This is a genomic window from Stenotrophomonas maltophilia group sp. LNF247, assembly GCF_054083135.1.
Genome location: NZ_JBSRQL010000003.1, coordinates 26,558 through 45,360, shown reverse-complemented (window position 1 = coordinate 45,360; position 18,803 = coordinate 26,558). Strand labels below are relative to the sequence as shown.

Sequence of the window (18,803 nt, the reverse complement as noted above, 5' to 3'; positions counted from 1 at the left end):
AGTGTTCAGACAACGGCGCCCGTGTGGCGCCGTTGTTGTGTGCAGCCTGCCTGCGCGTGGCCTGCTCTGCTAACGTACTGGCTGGCGTTCTGGAAGGGAGTCCATCGTGCTGCAGTTGCCGCGTGTTTTCGTGTTGCTGGTCGCTGCGCTGGCGTGCAGCGCCTGCGGGCCACGTTACTTCGTCGAGCCTCCCACCCACGAAGCGGGGAAGATCTGCGCGTCGGTCTGCGAGAACCGGAAGGCAACGTGCGACTTCCACAACCGCGCCCTTGCCGAGTCGGATCAGCGCAGCTGCGAAAGCGAGAAGAGCCGGGTCATCAGCCGTTGCAGTGATATCGCCGATGACAAGCAGCGGCACAACTGCGAAGGGGGCAACGGTGCCGGCAACTACTGCGGTCCCCCGGTGCTTCCTTCATGCGGCGCTCCGTACGCCCAATGCCTGCTCTCCTGCGGCGGCACCGTGAATGACGTTCGCACCGACACCGGTGTTCCCGTGTACTGATCGGGGCGCGCGTCGGGCCTGCACGAGTAACCGTAGTCTGCTAGGGTCGGCACATCCCTGCACTGGATGTGCCCATGCGCCTGCATCGATCCGTCGCGACTGTATTCCTGCTGGTCCTGGCCGGCTGCAGCACAACGTCCTCCTATGAAGGTGCGGATTTCTCCGCCTCCTCGCAGTGCCGCGTGCAATGCCAGGCCGATTATCGGAGCTGCATGGCGCGGGGGAGTATCGGCAGCAACGACTTCAGCTGCGAACAACAGATGGTGCCGGCGCCGGACAAACGCTGCAAGGACGTTGCCAATCCCGAACTGCGCCGTTCCTGTGAACTGAAGACACACGACTGCGCGATACGCACGCCGATCATGTCCTGTAGCGAAGGCCGCGATACCTGCATGAGCCGCTGCGGCTGAGCAACGATTGCCCGTGCAGGGCATAATCGGCCGATTCATCCACCCGGGACTTGCGCATGAGCACCACGCTGTATGGTTCGACCAGCACCGCCGCCCTGGTGGTGCACTGGCTGCTGATCGAACTCGGCATCGAGCACGAACTGGTGCTGCTGGATTTCGACGCACGCGAGCACAAGTCGGCCGAGTACCTGGCACTGAACCCTGCTGGCGTGGTGCCGACGCTGCTGATCGATGGCCTGGTACTGACCGAAGCGGCGGCCATTGCACTGTACCTGGCTGATCGTCATCCGGACGCCAACCTGCTGCCCGCGCTGGGCACACCGCAGCGCGCCGATGCCTACCGTTGGATGTTCTGGTGTGCCAATACGCTGCAGCCGGCCTATCGAGCATGGTTCTATCCACACGAAATGGCGGGCGAGGCGAATATCGAGGCCAGCCGCGGGATGGCACGGCAGCGCCTGGAAGCGGCCTGGCAGCATGTGGCCGCGCACCTGCATGCACATGGCCCCTACCTGCTGGGCGCCACGCCCTGCGTGGCCGACTACATGCTGGTGATGCTGATGCGCTGGTCGCGCAACATGCCGAGGCCCAGCGACACCTGGCCGGCGCTGAAGGCGCATGCCACGTCGATGAAGGCGCGCCCGGCGTTCGCCGAGGTGTATCGCCGCGAGGGCATCACCGACTGGCAGTAGCCCGTTCTGCAGCGCCGAGCCACGCTCGGCTGCATTCACGGGTGGCACGCGAGCAGCAGCCGGGCAGCAGCCGGCCAGGGCTCGGCTCTGGCAGTGCGGGTTACAGGATCTCCAGCACCGTTTCCGGCGGCCGGCACAGCCGTGTACCCTTGGGCGTGCGCACCACGGGGCGGTTGATCAGCCGCGGGTGTTCGGCCATCGCGGCCAGCAGCGTGGCCTCGTCCGCATCCTCCAGGCCAAGTTCGGTGAACTGCGCCTCCTTGTTGCGCACCAGCGCCCGCGCGTCCAGTCCGGATTCGGCCAGCACCTGGCGCAGCGTGGCCGCATCGGGTGGGTTGCCCAGGTATTCGATCACCTCCGGATCGAAGCCTGCATCGCGGATCAGCTTCAGTGCGCCGCGCGAGTTGCTGCAGGCCGGGTTGTGCCAGATCGTCACGTCCATCAGAACCACTCCAGCAGGGACACACCCACGCCCACGTAGGTGGCCTTGTGGTTGTAATCGATCAGGCTTTCGCCGTAGCCGTCGAAGACCTGCACATGGCCGCGCAGCAGGTTGCTGATCGGGAAGCCGTAATCCAGCTGCAGGGCGCCGTGCGAGCGGCTGCCGGTGCGCAGCGAATGGCGTGCCATCAACGAGACTTCGTGGCCGTTGCGGTTCCAGGTCAGGGTCGCGTCACCGCGGCCCATGTAATCCTCGATGTCCGGGTTGTTGTCATCGCTGCGGGTTTCCGGGATGCGGTACCAGGGGCGCAGCACCAGCGCCCAGTTCTCGCGGTCCAGGCCGATGTTGAGCATGACCCGGTTCCAGCTGCGCGACAGTGGGTCGGCCCGGCCATTGGACTGGTGGTTCAGCGCGATGCCGGTCATGCGCCCGCGCCAGCCACCGATCGAGTAGCCGTTGCGGAAGACCATCATCACTTCCGGTTCGTAATTGGTTTCGCGGAAGGGGCGCGAATCCTCGCTGTTGTAGGCCTGCCAGCGCGAGCTCTGGGTGTAGCCGGCCCAGATGTCGCCGTTGTCGCCGAACAGGTTCTCGGCGATCTTGGTCTTGAAACTGATCTGGAACTTCAGCTCGGCACTGTCCAGCACCTGCGGCGTGGTGACCGTGTTGGCCGGATTCGGCGAATGCGGTGTGGTGTTGCGGTCGCTGGTCCAGAACGCAGGCAGCAGGTACACCGGCTTGTAGGCGCGCAGCTGGAACGGGCCGAGCTTGGAGTCCTCGGCCAGTTCCCAGCGGCTGTCCAGCAGTGAGCCCCGGCCAGCGTTTGCCAGCGCGCTGTCGGGCTCTGCTGGGCGGAGCAGATCACTGACCCGCTCGCGCAGTTTCTCTTCGCCCTGGCTTACGCGTGCAGTCTGTCGTTCTTCGCGACGGGCCTGTGCTGCTGCCTCGGCGGCAGCGTCGGCCTCGGCGGTGGACTGCGCGGAGCGCCCGAACTGCCGGTCATAACAGGCCAGGCGGGCAGCGTCTGTGGTAATCGCCGCACATGCGGCCGGCGAGGCTTCGGCGCTGGGCGCGAACTCCTGCGCAGCGAGCGGAGCACTGGCCAAGGCCAGCGCCAGCGGTGCGAGGCGGGGAAGCAGCGGGGGGAGGGTCATTCCAGCAGGCCCTTCGGTGAATACGGGAGTCGCACAGTGTGGCGGCTGTACCGGGTCGCGGCCAGCCCCCACGGTTTATGCACGCCCACCGCGTGCGTGCGGCGTGAAGGCGGTGCCGATTACAGGAACCACGCGAAGGCGAACAGGCCAAGCATCGCGATCACTACGGCCAGTTTCAGCGCCAGGCCGAGCAGGATGCCGAGCCAGGTGGCCAGTCCCACCCTGGTCGAGCGGCCCAGCTCGTGGGTGTGCCAGTACTCGCCGAGCAGGGCGCCGAGCAGTGGGCCCGCAAACAGGCCGATGGGCATGAAGAACAGCCCCACGATGCTGCCGGCGAAGGTGCCCCACAGCGCCTTGCGGCTGGCACCCACCCGCTGTGCACCCACTACGGTGGCCAGCACGTCCGCCAGCAGCGAGAGCACGGTCAGTACGCCCAGCCCAACCAGGGTCGGCCAGCCGACGTGGACGAAGCCGTCCGCCCAGGCCGCCAGCAGCAGTCCGATGAACACCAGCGGGATGCCGGGCAGGGCCGGGAGGATGATGCCCGCGATGCCGGCGAGGACAAAAATGACCGCTAGCAGATACAAGATGAATGAGAGTCCCATGCTGTCCCGTATGGTGGCCGTTTTGGGGTTGACAGTGAAAGATTTTGCCAGTTGCTTTTTCGTTTTGGGCGGGTTAAGTTGCAGTCGCTGAGCTTGGCAAGGTCACCGTGGATCGTGGCCTGATGAAGCAAGATCTTCCCGATCCGCTGCATCGATGCACCTCGCTTCCCCCTTGCTTGTCAGCCGCCCACCAGGCGTTTCCAACAACAAGAGAGAGTCACCAGGGAGTTAGTGAGATGTCTGATCGCGAGACCGGTACCGTCAAGTGGTTCAACGATGCGAAGGGCTTCGGCTTCATCAGCCGTGAAAACGGCGAAGACGTGTTCGTGCACTTCCGCGCCATCCAGACCCAGGGCTTCAAGAGCCTGAAGGAAGGCCAGAAGGTCACCTTCACCGTCGTGCAGGGCCAGAAAGGCCTGCAGGCCGACGCCGTGCAGCCGACCTGATCGCGCTGCAAGCCGTCGCATGAAAAAGGCCCGCGCAAGCGGGCCTTTTTCTTTGCGATCGGCCCGGTGCAGATCAGCGCAGGATGACCTTGCCGTTGACTACGCGCACGTAGGTGTTTTCGCGGATGCCGCCGAGGTCGCGCTGGTTGACCACGATGGTGCGGCCATCGTCCATGCGCACGCTGATGTCGTAGGTATCGCTGGTGACGTTCTTCTGGATCTGGTTGCCCGCCAGCGCGCCGCCGACCGCGCCCGCAGCGGCGGCGATGTTCTTGTTGCCACGGCTGCCGCCGGTGTGGTCGGAGATCTCGTGGCCAGCCACCGCGCCGACGATGCCGCCGAGGATCGCGCCGGTCGCGCTGGGCGCAGTGCGGCCCGAGGGCACGGTGTTGATGCGGGTGACGATGCCGCAGTCGGCACAACGGCCCTGGTTGTAGCCGCCGTTGTTGCCGTAGCCGCCGTTGTTGTAGCCGTTGTTGTAGCCGCCACCGCCATAGCCGGGGGAGGTGGCACAGCCAGCCAGGGCGAGGGTAGCGATGGCGCTGGCGGCGATGAGCTGGATCTTCATGGGGCGTCTCCTGGCCGTGAAGGCGGGTGCGTTGGGTGGTACTGCGTCGTGCAGCAGGGTGGACGAATCGTCCCCTTTTGAACGTGAACAAGGCGCCAACCGCGCAGCCCTTGCCCGGCTGCAGGATGAATGCGGCTCAGCGGAAGTCCTGGTGGCAGGCGCGGCAATCGGCCTGCACCGTTTCCACCACCTGCGCCAGGGCCGTGCAGTCGCTGGGCGGCGCGGCCAAGGCGGCATTGAGGCTGCCGCGCAGCTGGCTGGCATGCTGCTGGAACTGCGCGCTGTCCTTCAGCCCGGGGAAGGCAAGATCCAGGTCGTTGGACAGCAAGCGCATTGCCTGCAACCGCGGCACGCTGTCGGCCAGGCTGCAGCGGTTCTGCTGCTGGGCCTGCAGCAGCAGCTGCGACTGCCGTTGCATCACCTGCATCAGGCTGTCGGGGAACGGGTCGCGGCGGGACTGCAGGGCACGGCCGACCATCACCGTGGCGACCAGCCCGATCAGCAGGCCCAGGCCGAGCACGAACAGGTAACGGTAGGCAGGTGACGGGCGGCGGGGCGGGCTGGCGTTCATGGCAGGCTCTCCGGCGTGCAACGGTGGGTTCGATGCCGGCGCGCAGCAGGTGCCGGCAGGTGCACGTTAAAATAGCGGCATGAACGAACTGGTCAAACAACGCTTCGCCGGCATCGAACGGCTGTATGGCGTGGGCGCACTCGAGCGCCTGCAGGGCAGCCGCGTGGCGGTGGTGGGCATGGGCGGCGTCGGCTCGTGGGTGGTGGAGGCATTGGCCCGCTCTGCGGTCGGCCACCTGACCCTGATCGATGCCGATGACATCTGCGTTTCCAACACCAACCGGCAGCTGCCGGCGATGGAAGGCAACTACGGCCGCAACAAGGCCGAGGCGATGGCCGAGCGTTGCCGCGCGATCAACCCGGACATCGAGGTCGATGCCGTGCAGGCATTCCTGACCGTGTCGAACATGGCCGAGTTGCTGGACCGTGGCTTCGACTTGGTGATCGATGCCTGCGACAGCTTCCGGGTCAAGGTCGAGACGATCGCCTGGTGCCGTCGCCGCAAGCTGCCGCTGCTGACCGTGGGGGCTGCCGGTGGTCGCACCGATCCGACCCTGGTGCGCATCCGCGATGTCTCGCGCACCGAGCACGATGCCATGCTGGCACTGATCCGCAAGAAGCTGCGCAGCGAGTTCAACTTCCCTAGGAATGCCAAGCGCTACTTTGGCGTGCCGGCGGTGTATTCGCTGGAGAACGTGAAGTACCCGCAGGCCGATGGCAGTGTCTGCGGCATCCGGCCGAACCTGGGCGCCGATGCGGCATTGAAGCTCGATTGTGGTGTAGGCCTGGGGGCAGCGACCCATATCACCGGTGCGTTCGCCTTCGCCGCAGTGGGCAAGGCGCTGGAAATGCTGCTGGAGCCGAAGAAGGTGAAGGCCGACGTGGCTGAAGCCCACGCCGACGCATGACGGTAGACGCCGGCCGCTGGCCGGCATTGCCGTTGATCGTCGCTGATTCGATCAACACGTAAGTGCAGCCGGTAGCGCCGGGCCCTGCCCGGTGGCGGGTCCGCCGCCCGTTACAACGCTGGCAGAGCGAACAGCCGTCGCGCGTTCTCCGTCGTGGCATGTGCAACGGCTTCAACGTCCATTCCGCGCAGTGCCGCGACATGGCGGGCGATGACCGCCAGCCGTGCCGGTTCGTTGCGCTGGCCGCGGATGCCGGCGTCAGGCTGGTCGGGCGCGTCGGTCTCCAGCAGCAGCTGTTCCAGCGGCATCCCGCGCACCAGGCGCTGCAGCCGTTGCGCGCGTTCGTAGGTCAGCGGACCACCGAGACCGAGCAGGAAGCCCTGCCGGTGCAGCTGCGCAGCCTGTTCGGGGCTGCCGGAAAAGCTGTGCACCACGCCGCGCAGGCCGCCGATACGGCGGATCGCGGCGATCACCGCGTCCACCGCGCGTCGCGCGTGCACGATTACCGGCAGCTCGAACTCGCGGGCCAGTTGCAGCTGACCGATGAAATACGCCTGTTGCGCCTCCTCATCCAGCCCCTCGACGAAGAAATCCAGCCCGCATTCGCCGATCGCACACGGGCGTTCGCGCTCGATCCATTCGCGCAGCAGCGGCAGATGGTCGGGCCGGTGCTCGGCCAGGAACATCGGGTGCAGCCCGTAGGCCGGATGCAGCCCCGGCGCCTGCTGGCAGACCACGCGCAGCTTCGGCCAGCTGGCCGCGGTCACCGCCGGCACCACCTGCAGGCGCACGCCAGCGGCCTGCGCGCGCGCGATCACGGCGCTGCGGTCACTGTCGAACTCGCCGGCATCGAGGTGGCAGTGGCTGTCGACCAGCGGGCTCAACGCTGTTCCAGCGACGGCGCAACCGTGGCAGCGTGGCGGCTTTTCCAGTTGGCCAGCAGCAGGGTGCCGAAGCCGAGCACCAGCTCATCGACGAACGGGATCGGGTCCGGGATGAACAGCGTCAGCACGAACAGGCCCGCTGTAAGCTTGAACAGGGTGGGGTAGCGCAGCCGGCGGGCCCATTGCAGTACCGGCAGCAGCATCGGGTTGGCCATGGCGGAAATCCTCGTGGGGAATATGCAAACGCTACCACGGGCCCAGCATTTCCCGATGCTGAATGGGTTACAGGAATGAGCAGGAAATGTGGAGATTCCGTTCAGGCAGCGCATGCTGCAATCTGGTTCGAGAACGTTGCGGATGGTCCGCAAGGAGCAGGTCATGAAAAGCACAACTACAACTGTCCTGGTCGCAGCGGGCGCGCTGCTGGTCGGTGGCATCGCCACCGCCGCCTTCATGAAGAGTGGCGACAAATCGCCCGATTCCATCAGCGCCACCACCCCCAATGGCGAGTCGCGCCTGGTCGACGGCAGTGCCACCGACGATGGCGCACGTGGTGACAGGCTCGACCCGTCTGCGCCGCGTGGGCTGGAATACGCCGACGTGCTGAAGGTCGACCCGATCACCGAGAAGCAGAAGGCCTACGCCACTGTCATCGGCACCGATCCGGTGCGCGAGACTTCCACCACCCAGACCCCGCACGAGGTGTGCCAGGACGTGACCGTGCAGGAACGCCTGCCGGAGCGTGATGGCAACGTCGGTGGCACCGTGGTCGGTGCCGTGGTCGGTGGCCTGCTCGGCAACCAGGTTGGCGGCGGCAACGGCAAGAAGGCCGCGACCGCCGCAGGCGCGGTGGCCGGTGGCTTCATCGGCAATCAGATCGACAAGCGCCACGTGGGTGGCCGCGTGGTCAACCGCACCGAGCGCCAGTGCCACACCGAGACCGCCACCTCCGAGTCGAGCCGTGTTACCGGCTACAACGTGACCTACCGCAACGAAGACGGCACCACCGGTACCATGCGCATGGCCAGCAAGCCGGGCAACCGCATCGCCATGGGCACCAATGACGTGGTGAAGGGCTACAACGTGACCTACCGCTACGACGGCGCCGAGAAGACCGTGCGCATGGACAACAAGCCTGCCAGCGATCGCCTGCCGGTGGTCGATGGCCAGCTGGTCACGCAGACCGCTGCTGCCGGCGCCACTGCGGCCACGCGCCAGTAATCCAGAATACGTGCTGTACCCGACGGGCCGGCGCATGCCGGCCCGTTTCGTTGTGAGCGCGGGCATTCATCCGTGTGGAGGCCGAATCCACCATCATGGTGGCCCCTTCGACATGGAGTCGGCATGAGCATCTTCGACCTGCGCCTGGAAACCGAGCGCCTGATCCTGCGCCCGCTGCGGCGCGAGGACTACGAACCCTATCTGGCGTTCTGCGCCGACGAGGAAACGATGCGCACCCTCGGTGGCGTGCAGCCGCCTTCGGTAGCCTGGCGCGGCTTCTGCAGCCTGGCTGGCGCCTGGCAGCTGTTCGGCTTCTCGATGTTCAGCGTGATCGAAAAATCCAGCGGGGACTGGATCGGGCGTATGGGCCCCTGGCAACCGCAGGACTGGCCGGGTACAGAGGTCGGCTGGGGCATCCGCCGCGCCAGCTGGGGCCGGGGCTATGCGCCGGAAGCGGCGGTCGCGGCGATCGACTGGGCCTTCGACACGCTGGGTTGGCACGAGGTGATCCATACCATCGCCGAGAACAACGACAACTCGCGGGCGGTCGCGCGCAAGCTCGGCAGCAGGTTGCTGCGCATGGGCGAATTGCCGCCGCCTTACAACGACAAGCCGATGCAGATCTGGGGCCAGTCGCGCGAGCAGTGGCGGCAACGCGCGCGCTGAGCGTTGCCTGGTAGTGCCGGCCGCTGGCCGGCAACCATGTTGCGGCAGCATTCGTGCGATTGCCGGCCAGCGGCCGGCACTACCGGGGTGCCATGCTGCATCCGCGCTTGGCATTCCCTGGCGCACTTGCCAGACTGCACGCAGCCGGCCGCCGGCCGGATCCGATGGAGCAGGCAATGGTGGAAGAGCGCGTCCCGCTGACGGTGCATGGCATGTCGGTCTCGGGCAATTGCCACAAGGTCCGGCTGCTGCTTGAGCAGCTCGGGAGCCGTTACCGCTGGGTGGAAGTGGACAGTGCCCATGGCCAGACCCACACGCCCGAATTCCTTGCGCTCAACCCGAATGCCAAGGTGCCGCTGATCGTCCGCGACGACGGCCGCGTGCTGACCGAATCCAACGCGATCCTGTTCTGGCTGGCCGAAGGCACGCCCTACCTGCCCAGCGATGGCTGGGAGCGTGCGCAGGCGTTGAGCTGGATGTTCTTCGAGCAGTACACGCACGAGCCGTGCGTGGCGGTAGCGCGCTTCATCCGGGGCTGGACGGCGCCCGACTCGCCACGCCGCGCCGAGCTGCCACGGTTGCACGAGCGCGCCGCCACCGCGCTGGCGGTGATGGAGCAGCACCTTCGCCAGGCGCAGTGGTTCACCGGCAGCAGCTACGGCATCGCCGATATCGCCCTGTTTGCCTACACCGACGTGGCAGGCGAGGGCGGCATCAGCCTGGAGCCATTCCCCGAGGTGCGCGCCTGGCTGCAGCGCGTGCGTGCGCAGCCGCGCTTCCTGCCGATGCCGGCGGTGACCGCCGAGGTGCGCTCGCGTTTCGAGGCGGCTTGATGCCCACAGGGTAGCGCCCGGTATTGCCGGGCGGAACGCAACAACGACACGGAGGGTGTTCGATGTTCGCTGTGGTTCCGGATCCGATTCCCGCACGCATGCGGGGGCTCAACCGCGCCGAGGTGTGCGACGTCAATTTCCTTGAGGCGGTGCGCGGGTGGCGCGGGACGCCGCGCCCGCGACCCGCGGCAGATGCTCCGATCCTGCCCGGCAGTACGCTCACCGCTGCCGCCTTCGATGAACTGTTCGACTCGCAGCTGGCCAGCCGCCAGCTGGACCTGATGGCGCGCGTGCTGCGCGTGCAGAACAAGGTCTTCTACACCATCGGGTCGTCCGGCCATGAAGGCAACGCGCTGCTGGCGCGGGCCTGCCGGCACACCGATCCTGCCTTCCTGCACTATCGTTCCGGCGCCTTCATGGCCGAGCGTTCGCGCCAGGTGCCGGGCATCGACCCGTTGCGCGATGCTGCGCTTTCCTTCGCTGCCTGCGCCGATGATCCGGCCAGTGGTGGCCGCCACAAAGTGTGGGGCAGCAAGCCGCTGTGGGTGCTGCCGCAGACTTCGACCATCGCCTCGCACCTGCCGAAAGCGCTGGGCACCGCGCTGGCCATCGAGAGTGGCAAGCGGCTGGCGCAGGCGCTGCCGGTTCCCGCCGACAGTATCGTGCTCTGCTCGTTCGGCGACGCCTCGGCCAATCACGCTACCGCGCAGACGGCGTTCAACACCGCGATGTGGGCGGCCTACCAGAAACTGCCGGCGCCAATCCTGTTCGTCTGCGAGGACAACGGCCTGGGCATCTCGGTGAAGACCCCCGATGGCTGGATCGCCGAGCGCTTCAGCCACCAGCCGGGGCTGGACTATTTCTTCGCCGATGGGCTGGACCTGGCCACCGGGCACGCCCAGGTGCAGGCTGCGGTGGAACACTGCCGGCGAACGCGGCGACCGACTTTCCTGCATCTGCGCACCACGCGCCTGATGGGCCACGCCGGCACCGACTTCGAAGTGGAATGGCGGGCGTTGCCGGAGCTGTGCGCGGCCGAGGCGCAGGATCCGCTGCTGCGCTCGGCGCAGATCGCACTGGAGTCGGGCTGGATGGATGCGGCGGCGATCGAGACGGCCTACGAGACGATGCGTGCGCGCTGCATGGCCGCTGCGACCGAGGCTGAAGGCGGGGCGAAGCTGGGGTCGCTGCGGGAGGTGATGGCGCCGCTCGCACCGTACACGCCGGCAGCGGTGCAGGCCGAAGCGCAGCGCGAGGTCGCTGCCGAAGCGCGCGAGGCACTCTATTGTGGTATCGAGGCATTGCCCGAACGACAGGCGCCGCGGCATCTGGCGATCCAGATCAACCACGGCCTGCAGGAATTGCTGGCGAAGTATCCGCAGAGCCTGCTGTTCGGCGAGGACGTGGCCCAGAAGGGCGGTGTGTACACTGTCACAAAGGATCTGCTGCGCCGCTTCGGGCCACGCCGGGTGTTCAACACCCTGCTGGACGAAACCATGATCCTGGGCATGGCGCAGGGCCTGGCCAACATGGGCATGCTGCCGATTCCGGAAATCCAGTACCTGGCCTACCTGCACAATGCCATCGACCAGTTGCGTGGCGAGGCCTGTTCGCTGCAGTTCTTCTCCAACGACCAGTACCGCAACCCGATGCTGCTGCGGGTGGCCGGGCTGGGCTACCAGAAGGGCTTCGGCGGCCACTTCCACAACGACAACTCGATCACCGCCCTGCGCGACATCCCCGGGCTGGTGGTCGGCTGCCCGTCGCGCGGCGACGATGCGGTGATGATGTTGCGCACGCTGGCGGCGCTGGCCCGGGTGGATGGGCGCGTGGCCGTGTTCCTGGAGCCGATCGCGCTGTACATGAGCAAGGACCTGCATGAGCCGGGCGATGGCCAGTGGCTGTTCGACTATCCGGCCCAGGGCAGGGCACTGGTGCCGGGCGAAGGCCGTGTTTACGGGCCGGAGGCGGGCGATCTGGTGGTCTACACGTATGGCAACGGCGTGCCGATGGCGTTGCGCGCAGCGCGAGCCATCGGGCAGCAGCTGGGCTGGCAGGTGCGGGTGGTCGACCTGCGCTGGCTGGTGCCGCTGGATGCCGGCTTCATCGCCGCCCAGGCCGCCAGCGCACGGCGGGTGCTGGTGCTGGACGAGGGCCGGCACAGTGGCGGGGTGGGCGAGGGCGTGGTGACCGCACTGGTCGAGGCCGGTTTCGGCCATCTGCCACTGCGCCGGGTCTGCGGTGCCGATACCTACACCCCGTTGGCGGGGGCAGCAATGTTCGGGCTTCCAAGCGACAATGCGGTGATTGGCGCCGCCCTTGAACTGGCGCAGGAACCTTGATGCATGTGTGGATTGGCGGGAATGTTGTTGCCGGCGCCTGTGGCGTCGGCCGAGCTACTGCAGGCGCAGGTGCTGGCCATGGGCGAAGCGCTGCACCATCGCGGGCCGGATGATGGCGGCAACTGGGTCGATGCCGGTGCAGGCATCGCGCTGGCACACCGTCGCCTGAGCATTCTCGACCTGTCGCCGCTGGGCCACCAGCCGATGGCTTCGGCCGACGGCCGCTATGTGATGGCGTACAACGGCGAGGTCTACAACTTCGCTGCCCTGCGTGCAGAACTGGAGCCATTGGGGCATGTCTTCCGTGGTCACTCCGACACCGAGGTGCTGCTGGCAGCGATCCTGCAATGGGGCATGGAAGACACCCTGCAGCGCTGCAACGGCATGTTCGCCATCGCGCTGTGGGACCGCCAGCAGCAATGCCTGTGGCTGGCCCGCGACCGCGTTGGCAAGAAGCCGTTGTACTACGGCTGGGCCGGGGACACCCTGGTGTTCGGCTCCGAACTGAAGGCGCTGTGGCAGCACCCGGCCTTCGACAACGACATCGACCGTGACGCACTGACCCTGCTGCTGCGGCTGGACTACATTCCAGCCCCGCACAGCATCCACCAGCGCTGCTACAAGCTGATGCCGGGCCGCGTGCTGCGCCTGGATGCCGAAGCCGTGGCGGCGGGCGCTTCGGCGCATCGCCCGGAACAGGCGCAGCGCCCCTACTGGGATGCACGTGCACGCATGCAGGCGGCGCTGGCTGCGCCGTTCCAGGGCCGCATCGAGGAGGCCGAGGAGCAGCTGGACGGGCTGCTGCGCGACGCAGTGGCGCTGCGCATGGTGGCCGACGTGCCGGTGGGCGTGTTCCTGTCCGGGGGTACCGATTCGTCGCTGGTGGCGGCGCTGATGCAGGCGCAGAGCGGGCAGCCGGTGCACAGTTTCAGCATCGGATTTACCGATTCGAGCCACGACGAGGCGCCGCTGGCCAAGGAACTGGCCGCGCACCTGGGCTGTGACCACACCGAACTCTACGTGAGTGGCGCCGATGCACTGGCGGTGGTGCCGCAGTTGCCGGCGATGTTTGACGAACCCTTCGCCGATGCCTCGCAGGTACCGACCGCGCTGGTCGCCCGGCTGGCGCGGCAGGGCGTGACCGTGGCGCTTTCCGGCGATGGTGGCGACGAACTGTTCTTCGGCTACACCCGCTATGTGCGCGCGCTGCGCAACTGGCAGATGCTGGGGCGCGTGCCTGGGCCGCTGCGGCGCTGGATGGGCGCGCGCTCCCAGCAGCAGGGCGAGGCCTCGCGTACCGGCGGCCTGGCCGCGCTGTTGGCCGAGTCCGGCGCGCGTGGCATCGGTGATGTGTACCGCAACCGCATCTCGCGCTGGCGCGACCCGACAGCGGCAGTGCCGGGCGCGCAGGCTGCCGGCAGCTTCTATGATCTGGCCGATCCGTTGCACGGCGCCGGCACACCGGCCGACGCGATGATGCTGGCCGATTACCTGACCTACCTGCCGGATGATCTGCTGTGCAAGGTCGACCGGACCTCGATGGCGGTCAGCCTGGAAGCGCGCGCACCGTTGCTGGATTCACGCGTGGCCGAGTTCGCCTGGTCGCTGCCGCTGGGCTTCAAGCGCAGTGAGACCACCAGCAAGGTGCTGCTCAAGCGCGTGCTGGGCCGTTATGTGCCGCAGTCGATGGTGCACCGTCCCAAGCGCGGTTTCGGCGCACCGGTCAGTGACTGGCTGAAGGGCGACCTGCGGCCGTGGGCCGAAGACCTGTTGCAGCCGGCACGGCTGGAGCGGGAGGGCGTGCTGTCGGCGGCCGCCATACAGCCGCTGTGGCAGCAGTTCCTCGGCGGCCAGCGCAAGTGGCATACCCATCTGTGGAACGTGCTGATGTTCCAGGCCTGGCAGGCGCATTGGCGGCAGGTGCGTGCGGGCGTGACGGGCGGCTGATCTTCACCGGCCTGCAAGGGCCCGGCGACTAGGCTGGTGCTCCCGCACCGTGAGGAGTATGTCCCGATGTCCGTCCCCACCATCGCCGTGTTCGTTGGCAGCCTGCGCAAGGATTCCTGCAACCGCAAGCTGGCCCATGCGCTGGAGAAGCTCGCCGGTGATCGCGCGCGCTTCCAGTATGTGCAGATCGGCGATCTGCCGTTGTACGACCAGGATTTCGACGCCGATTATCCGCCGCAGGGCACCCGGCTGAAGGACCAGGTGCGCGCCGCCGACGCGGTGCTGTTCGTGACACCCGAGTACAACCGGTCGGTGCCCGGCGTGCTCAAGAACGCCATCGATATCGGATCGCGCCCGTATGGTGACAGTGCGTTTGCCGGCAAGCCGGCGGCGGTGATCGGCGCCTCCATCGGCCAGATCGGCACCGCCGTGGCCCAGCAGCATCTGCGCAACAGCCTGGCCTTCCTGGACATGCACGTGCTCGGCCAGCCAGAGGCATTCATTCATTTCAAGGACGGCCTGATCGATGCCGACGGCACGGTCCACAACGAGGGCACGCAGAAATTCCTGCAGGGCTATACGGACCGGTTCCTGGCGCTGATCGCGGTGCACGTCAAGGGCGATTGACGCCAGCGGTCGACACCCCCATCTGCGATAATGCGTGCTCGGGCGCCGCAACGGCGCCCGTCGCAGGCAGTGCGACGCTCCCACGCCAGTCTGGCCAGGTACCGGCGGATATCCCCCGTTTTCCCACGGTTTATCCACAGGCTTGTCCATCGCCGCCGGGGGCGGCACATGCCTACACTCGTCTCGCCCACTTTTGCAGGAAACATCGCAGCATGTCCGCTCGCCCCGGCTTCCGTTCCAACCGCAGAGAGCGCGGTGATGGCTTCGATCGCGAACGCGACGAGTCGCGCATCGACCAGCTGCGGGTACCGCCGCATTCGGTGGAAGCCGAGCAGGCGGTGCTGGGTGGCCTGATGCTGGCCCCGGAGGCCTACGACCGGGTCAATGACCAGCTGACCGAAGGCGACTTCTACCGCCGCGACCACCAGATGATCTATCGCGCAATCCGTGAGCTGTCCGAGCGCGAGCGGCCGTTCGATGCGGTGACCTTGGGCGAGTGGTTCGAATCGCAGGGCAAGATGGAACTGGTGGGTGATGGCGCCTACCTGGTCGAACTGGCCAGTACCACGCCGTCAGCCGCCAACATCGTGGCCTATGCCGAGATCGTGCGTGACAAGGCGGTGCTGCGGCAGCTGATCCAGGTCGGCACGGATATCGTCAACGACGGCTTCCAGCCCGAAGGGCGTGACAGCAGCGAGCTGCTGGCCTCGGCAGAAAAGAGCGTGTTCGCCATCGCCGAACAGGGCGCACGCGGCCGTACCGATTTCGTGGCGATGCCCGGTGCACTGAAGGATGCCTTCGAAGAGCTGCGCAGTCGTTTCGAGAACGGCGGCAACATTACCGGCCTGCCGACCGGTTATACCGATTTCGACGCAATGACCTCCGGCCTGCAGCCGACCGACCTGATCATCCTTGCCGCGCGCCCGGCCATGGGCAAGACCACCTTCGCACTGAACATCGCCGAGTACGCAGCGATCAAATCGAAGAAAGGCGTGGCCGTGTTCTCGATGGAAATGTCGGCCGCGCAGCTGGCGATGCGCCTGATTTCCTCCAATGGCCGCATCAACGCGCAGCGCCTGCGTACCGGCCAGCTGGAAGACGAGGACTGGAGCCGTGTCACCAGCGCGATCAAGATGCTGAAGGAAACCAAGATCTTCATCGACGACACGCCTGGCGTGTCGCCTGAAGTGCTGCGTTCCAAGTGCCGCCGCCTCAAGCGCGAGCATGACCTGGGCCTGGTGGTGATCGACTACCTGCAGCTGATGAGCGTGCCGGGCAACAGCGAGAACCGCGCGACTGAAATCTCGGAAATCTCGCGTTCGCTGAAGGGCCTGGCCAAGGAACTGAACGTTCCAGTGATCGCGTTGTCGCAGCTCAACCGCTCGCTGGAAACGCGTACCGACAAGCGCCCGGTGATGGCCGACCTTCGCGAATCGGGCGCAATCGAGCAGGACGCGGACATGATCGTCTTCATCTACCGCGACGATTACTACAACAAGGAAAATTCGCCAGACAAGGGCTTGGCCGAGATCATCATCGGCAAGCACCGTGGTGGCCCGACCGGTTCGTGCAAGCTGAAGTTCTTTGGCGAATACACCCGATTCGACAACCTGGCCCACGATTCGGTCGGTTCGTTCGAGTAACGGTCGTGCCGGCCGTTGGCCGGCAACCGCCATCGGGCGCTGTAGAGCCCAAGGCAGCGGCAGGAGCCGCTGTCAGCGCCCCCGTGCAGCGCCGGTTCCATGCGGTCGCCACCAAGCGCAGCCGGGCATGGGCTCGGCGTTGTACCGGCGCTGGGGCGGTTTCATCGCCCCCAGCCCGGTTTCGTCGCAAACCGTTTGCGCGCGGCAAGGGCAGGGCGCCAACGTGTCGGCAGGCGGCAAGGTGCCGCCACAAGGAGACCGTGATGAAGACCCTGTTCGCGCTCGGTGTGTGGTGCCTGCTGTTCGTGCTGTGCTGGCCGCTGGCGGTCCTCGCCCTGATCGCGTGGCCGTTTGTCTGGTTGCTGAGCCTGCCGTTCCGCTTGGTCGGCATCACGTTCTCGGCGCTGTTTGCGTTCCTGCGCGCGCTGTTCATGCTGCCCGCGCGCCTGCTCGGCGGCGGCCCGGTGGCGGCATGAGGGCAGTGGTGCTGGTCGCGCTGGCATTGCTTGCGGGGCCGGCACCGGCCACACCGGTGTCACCGTCGTCCGCATGGCTGGAACGACAGCAGGCCGCCGCTGCCGATGAGGCGGATGCTGCAGCGGCCAGGGCGGTCAAGCCCAGGGAGCGGTGCCGGGTGGTGAAGGAGTGGAAGGCGGGTGGAACCGTGGTCCGGCACCGCATCTGTGACGATCCGCCGAAGAAGCCGGCCGGAAAGGTGTAGCGCCGAGCCCAATGCTCGGCGGCCTGTGCAGGGCAGCCGAGCGTGGGCTCGGCACTACAGGGAAATGAGCAAAAAAAAACCCCGCCGAAGCGGGGTTCCTTGCATCCGGCCATGCCGGCCAGCGGCCGGCACAACCCGCGAACGATCAGTTCGCCTTGTGGATGGCGCGCTTGCTGACCGCCATCGCCGCGTCGTGGATCACTTCCGACAGCGACGGGTGGGCGTGGCAGATGCGGGCCAGGTCGTCGGCCGAGCCGCTGAATTCCATGGTCAGCACGCCTTCGTGCACCAGCTCGGAGACGTTGGCGCCGACCAGGTGCATGCCGAGGATGCGATCGGTTTCGGCATGGGCCAGGATCTTCACGAAGCCCGCCGGCTCGATCATCGCCACGGCACGGCCGTTGGCGGCGAACGGGAAGCTGCCGGCCTTGTACGGAATGCCCTCGGCCTTCAGCTGGGCTTCGGTCTTGCCGACCCAGGCCAGTTCCGGCTCGGTGTAGATGACCCACGGGATGGTGTCGAAGTTGACGTGGCCCGGCAGGCCGGCGATCAGCTCAGCCACCGCGATGCCTTCCTCGAAGCCCTTGTGCGCCAGCATCGGGCCGCGCACGCAGTCGCCGACCGCCCACACGCCGTCGACGCCGGTGTGGCAGTGCGCATCGACTTCAATCTGGCCGCGCTCGTTGACCTTGACGCCGGTGCCTTCGGCCAGCAGGCCCTTGGTGGCGGCGCGACGGCCCACGGCCACCAGCAGCTTGTCCACGGTCAGGGTCTTTTCGCCTTCGGCGTCGGTGTAGGTGACGATGACTTCCTTCTTCTTGCCCTTGCCGGTGATCTCGGTCTTGGAAACCTTGGCATTGAGCTTGATGTCCAGGCCCTGCTTCTTGAACTCCTTGGCAGCGGTCTTGGCCACTTCGGCGTCAGCAGCGGCCAGGAACTCCGGCATGGCTTCCAGGATGGTCACTTCAGCGCCCAGGCGCTTCCACACGCTGCCCAGTTCCAGGCCGATCACGCCGGCGCCGATCACCGCCAGGCGGTTCGGCACTTCGGTGAAGTCCAGGCCGCCGACGTTGTCGACGATGGTCTCGCCGTCGAACTTGGCGAACGGCAGCTCGATCGAATCCGAACCGGCCGCGATGATGACGTTGGTGCCCTTCAGCTCGACTTCCGAACCGTCGTGCTGCTTCACCTTGACCACGTTGCCTGGCTGCAGCTGGCCGAAGCCGTAATAGGCGGCGACCTTGTTGGCCTTGAACAGCATGCCGATGCCGCCGGTGAACTGCTTGACGATCTTGTCCTTGCGGCCAATCATCGCCTCGACGTCGATCTTGGCATCCTTGAAGCTGATGCCGTGGTCGCCAAAGATGTGGCCCATGTTCCAGAACTGGCGCGAGGAGTCCAGCAGCGCCTTGGACGGGATGCAGCCCACGCGCAGGCAGGTGCCGCCGAGGGCCGGCTTGCCGTCCTTGCCCAGCGCAGCGTCGATGCAGGCGGTCTTCAGGCCCAGCTGGGCCGCGCGGATGGCAGCGTGGTAACCGGCCGGGCCGGCACCGATGACGACGACGTCGAATTGTTCAGCCATTGAATTATTCCTTGATGCATTACCAGAACCCCTCCGCGCG

At 66.7% G+C, this 18,803-nt stretch carries 22 protein-coding genes; 14 read left to right on the top strand and 8 right to left on the bottom strand.

Annotated elements, in window-relative coordinates:
- Nucleotides 1–106: 106 nt before the first annotated feature.
- The 3 genes from ACTXG9_RS03860 to ACTXG9_RS03850 all read left to right on the top strand — a co-directional run bounded on the left by ACTXG9_RS03860 (nucleotide 107) and on the right by ACTXG9_RS03850 (nucleotide 1,604).
- Entirely contained in the window at nucleotides 107–502 is a 396-nt protein-coding gene (locus ACTXG9_RS03860) for a hypothetical protein (RefSeq protein ID WP_111099277.1), read from the top strand.
- Between the two features lie 74 nt (nucleotides 503–576).
- Nucleotides 577–912: a hypothetical protein gene (locus ACTXG9_RS03855; protein ID WP_019660430.1), complete on the top strand. Its 336-nt coding sequence runs from the start codon at nucleotides 577–579 to the stop codon at nucleotides 910–912.
- Between the two features lie 56 nt (nucleotides 913–968).
- Nucleotides 969–1,604, top strand: coding sequence for a glutathione S-transferase family protein (locus tag ACTXG9_RS03850; RefSeq protein WP_019660429.1), 636 nt, complete (start codon nucleotides 969–971; stop codon nucleotides 1,602–1,604).
- A 100-nt stretch (nucleotides 1,605–1,704) separates the two neighbouring features.
- Here the strand turns inward: ACTXG9_RS03850 and arsC are convergent, their stop codons facing one another.
- The 3 genes from arsC to ACTXG9_RS03835 form a co-directional block, all read right to left on the bottom strand.
- A complete protein-coding gene (arsC, locus tag ACTXG9_RS03845) occupies nucleotides 1,705–2,046 on the bottom strand; it encodes an arsenate reductase (glutaredoxin) (protein ID WP_019660428.1) in 342 nt (113 codons plus the stop codon).
- The gene (locus ACTXG9_RS03840) at nucleotides 2,046–3,200 is read right to left on the bottom strand and encodes a phospholipase A (RefSeq protein WP_019660427.1); all 1,155 of its coding nucleotides are present in this window, start codon (nucleotides 3,198–3,200) and stop codon (nucleotides 2,046–2,048) included. The genes arsC and ACTXG9_RS03840 overlap by 1 nt, the downstream gene beginning before the upstream one ends.
- A gap of 119 nt (nucleotides 3,201–3,319) precedes the next feature.
- Complete coding sequence (locus ACTXG9_RS03835) at nucleotides 3,320–3,805, bottom strand: DUF456 domain-containing protein (RefSeq protein ID WP_111104487.1); 486 nt, start codon at nucleotides 3,803–3,805, stop codon at nucleotides 3,320–3,322.
- A gap of 236 nt (nucleotides 3,806–4,041) precedes the next feature.
- Here ACTXG9_RS03835 and ACTXG9_RS03830 point away from each other — a divergent pair, with 236 nt between their 5' ends.
- On the top strand, nucleotides 4,042–4,251 hold the full coding sequence (locus ACTXG9_RS03830) for a cold-shock protein (protein ID WP_005410290.1): 210 nt from the start codon (nucleotides 4,042–4,044) through the stop codon (nucleotides 4,249–4,251).
- A gap of 73 nt (nucleotides 4,252–4,324) precedes the next feature.
- On the opposite strand, the gene ACTXG9_RS03825 is transcribed toward ACTXG9_RS03830, so the two are convergent.
- Nucleotides 4,325–4,819 carry a glycine zipper 2TM domain-containing protein gene (locus ACTXG9_RS03825; RefSeq protein WP_005410289.1) on the bottom strand — a complete coding sequence of 165 codons (495 nt, stop codon included), beginning with the start codon at nucleotides 4,817–4,819 and terminating at the stop codon, nucleotides 4,325–4,327.
- A gap of 136 nt (nucleotides 4,820–4,955) precedes the next feature.
- A complete protein-coding gene (locus tag ACTXG9_RS03820) occupies nucleotides 4,956–5,390 on the bottom strand; it encodes a cytochrome c (protein WP_019660425.1) in 435 nt (144 codons plus the stop codon).
- 79 nt (nucleotides 5,391–5,469) lie between these two features.
- Between ACTXG9_RS03820 and ACTXG9_RS03815 the strand changes: the two genes are divergently transcribed.
- The gene (locus ACTXG9_RS03815) at nucleotides 5,470–6,297 is read left to right on the top strand and encodes a tRNA threonylcarbamoyladenosine dehydratase (RefSeq protein WP_111099281.1); all 828 of its coding nucleotides are present in this window, start codon (nucleotides 5,470–5,472) and stop codon (nucleotides 6,295–6,297) included.
- A gap of 110 nt (nucleotides 6,298–6,407) precedes the next feature.
- On the opposite strand, the gene ACTXG9_RS03810 is transcribed toward ACTXG9_RS03815, so the two are convergent.
- Nucleotides 6,408–7,181: a TatD family hydrolase gene (locus ACTXG9_RS03810; RefSeq protein ID WP_019660423.1), complete on the bottom strand. Its 774-nt coding sequence runs from the start codon at nucleotides 7,179–7,181 to the stop codon at nucleotides 6,408–6,410.
- Entirely contained in the window at nucleotides 7,178–7,396 is a 219-nt protein-coding gene (locus tag ACTXG9_RS03805) for a DUF6116 family protein (RefSeq protein WP_019660422.1), read from the bottom strand. The genes ACTXG9_RS03810 and ACTXG9_RS03805 overlap by 4 nt, the downstream gene beginning before the upstream one ends.
- A gap of 163 nt (nucleotides 7,397–7,559) precedes the next feature.
- On the opposite strand from ACTXG9_RS03805, the gene ACTXG9_RS03800 reads away from it, so the two are divergent.
- The 9 genes from ACTXG9_RS03800 (at nucleotide 7,560) to ACTXG9_RS03760 (ending at nucleotide 17,181) form a co-directional block, all read left to right on the top strand.
- The gene (locus tag ACTXG9_RS03800; RefSeq protein WP_026347069.1) at nucleotides 7,560–8,402 is read left to right on the top strand and encodes a glycine zipper 2TM domain-containing protein; all 843 of its coding nucleotides are present in this window, start codon (nucleotides 7,560–7,562) and stop codon (nucleotides 8,400–8,402) included.
- A 123-nt stretch (nucleotides 8,403–8,525) separates the two neighbouring features.
- Entirely contained in the window at nucleotides 8,526–9,068 is a 543-nt protein-coding gene (locus ACTXG9_RS03795; protein WP_019660420.1) for a GNAT family N-acetyltransferase, read from the top strand.
- A 176-nt stretch (nucleotides 9,069–9,244) separates the two neighbouring features.
- Nucleotides 9,245–9,901, top strand: a complete 657-nt coding sequence (locus ACTXG9_RS03790; protein WP_031269994.1) for a glutathione S-transferase family protein — start codon at nucleotides 9,245–9,247, stop codon at nucleotides 9,899–9,901.
- A gap of 62 nt (nucleotides 9,902–9,963) precedes the next feature.
- Entirely contained in the window at nucleotides 9,964–12,243 is a 2,280-nt protein-coding gene (locus ACTXG9_RS03785; RefSeq protein WP_134732283.1) for a thiamine pyrophosphate-dependent enzyme, read from the top strand.
- A gap of 3 nt (nucleotides 12,244–12,246) precedes the next feature.
- Nucleotides 12,247–14,190 (top strand): asparagine synthase (glutamine-hydrolyzing), encoded by a 1,944-nt coding sequence (asnB, locus tag ACTXG9_RS03780; RefSeq protein ID WP_021203034.1) that lies wholly within the window; start codon nucleotides 12,247–12,249, stop codon nucleotides 14,188–14,190.
- A 66-nt stretch (nucleotides 14,191–14,256) separates the two neighbouring features.
- Nucleotides 14,257–14,817, top strand: coding sequence for an NADPH-dependent FMN reductase (locus tag ACTXG9_RS03775; protein WP_111104478.1), 561 nt, complete (start codon nucleotides 14,257–14,259; stop codon nucleotides 14,815–14,817).
- A 212-nt stretch (nucleotides 14,818–15,029) separates the two neighbouring features.
- Nucleotides 15,030–16,460, top strand: a complete 1,431-nt coding sequence (locus tag ACTXG9_RS03770; protein ID WP_021203036.1) for a replicative DNA helicase — start codon at nucleotides 15,030–15,032, stop codon at nucleotides 16,458–16,460.
- Nucleotides 16,461–16,723: 263 nt separating this feature from the next.
- Nucleotides 16,724–16,936, top strand: a complete 213-nt coding sequence (locus tag ACTXG9_RS03765) for a hypothetical protein (RefSeq protein WP_019660414.1) — start codon at nucleotides 16,724–16,726, stop codon at nucleotides 16,934–16,936.
- Nucleotides 16,933–17,181, top strand: coding sequence for a hypothetical protein (locus ACTXG9_RS03760; protein WP_032955311.1), 249 nt, complete (start codon nucleotides 16,933–16,935; stop codon nucleotides 17,179–17,181). The genes ACTXG9_RS03765 and ACTXG9_RS03760 overlap by 4 nt, the downstream gene beginning before the upstream one ends.
- A 145-nt stretch (nucleotides 17,182–17,326) precedes the next feature.
- Here the strand turns inward: ACTXG9_RS03760 and lpdA are convergent, their stop codons facing one another.
- Nucleotides 17,327–18,763, bottom strand: coding sequence for a dihydrolipoyl dehydrogenase (lpdA, locus tag ACTXG9_RS03755; protein ID WP_019660412.1), 1,437 nt, complete (start codon nucleotides 18,761–18,763; stop codon nucleotides 17,327–17,329).
- Nucleotides 18,764–18,803: the final 40 nt, after the last annotated feature.